The following is an 895-nucleotide window of genomic DNA, read 5'->3' as shown; positions in this document are numbered from 1 at the left end:
GGCGCGAGGGCTTCATCGGCTCGGTGGCGGCGGCGGCGGCGGCGCGCGGCGTCGACCACCAGTCGATCCGAACCGAGCATCGCGGCTCGCTCGCCCGCCGGGTGCAGTGCGTGCACTGCAAGGGCATGACCGAGGACGTGACCGCCACGCCGTTCGTGTGCTCGCATTGCGGGCTGACGCTGTTCGTCCGCGACCACTTCTCGCGCCGGCTGGGCGCCTTCCAGGGGGTCTGCGTCGACGCCGAGGAGCCGGGCGTGATCCCGCCGACCGAGGAGCTCTACCGGTGAGCGGCGGCCTCGAGATCCCGGTGCGGGTCGTCGCGGTCGAGCAGGCGACGCCGACGGTCAGGCGCTTCAGCCTCGCCTCCGCCTCGGGCGAGAAGCTGCCGCTGTTTTCGGCCGGCGCCCATGTGGTGGTCAGCATGCAGGACGGCCACCACCGCATCCGCAATCCCTATTCGCTGATCGACCGGGCGCCGGACGGCTCGCACTACCGGATCGGGGTGGTGCGCACGCCGAACTCGCGCGGCGGCTCGGTGTTCATGCATGAGCGGGTCGGGGTCGGCTCGGAGCTGGTCATCAGCATGCCGGTCAACCTGTTCCCGCTGGTTCACGCCGGACGCAAGCACATACTGGTCGCCGGCGGCATCGGGATCACGCCGATCTACGCGATGGCCGAGGAACTGCGGAGCCGCAGCCAGCGCTACGAGCTGCATTACGCGATGCGCGACGAGGCGCATGGCGCGTTCGCCGAAGAGCTCGTGGCGCGGCACGGCGACAAGGTCCGGCTTTACCGCGACGACCGCCAGGAGGTGATCCGGGTCGACGAGATCCTGCCCAACCAGCCGCTCGGCACGCATCTTTACGTGTGCGGGCCGGAGGGCATGATCGACGCG

The 895-nt window shown here is 70.6% G+C and carries 2 protein-coding genes; both read left to right on the top strand.

The window, feature by feature from the left end; translation table 11 throughout:
• Positions 1-287: dimethylamine monooxygenase subunit DmmA family protein (locus ACIKT0_RS19250; protein ID WP_407106879.1), on the top strand; the 287-nt coding region annotated here is incomplete at its 5' end.
• Positions 284-895, top strand: a 612-nt coding sequence (locus ACIKT0_RS19245) for a ferredoxin reductase (protein WP_407106878.1), incomplete at its 3' end; no start/stop codon positions are given. The genes ACIKT0_RS19250 and ACIKT0_RS19245, both read left to right, overlap by 4 nt.

It is taken from the genome of Hansschlegelia beijingensis (genome assembly GCF_045505405.1).
In the GTDB taxonomy this organism is placed as follows: domain Bacteria; phylum Pseudomonadota; class Alphaproteobacteria; order Rhizobiales; family Methylopilaceae; genus Methylopila; species Methylopila beijingensis_A.
Note: the sequence above shows the minus strand (reverse complement) of the source record. Positions and strands in the feature narration are given on the sequence as shown.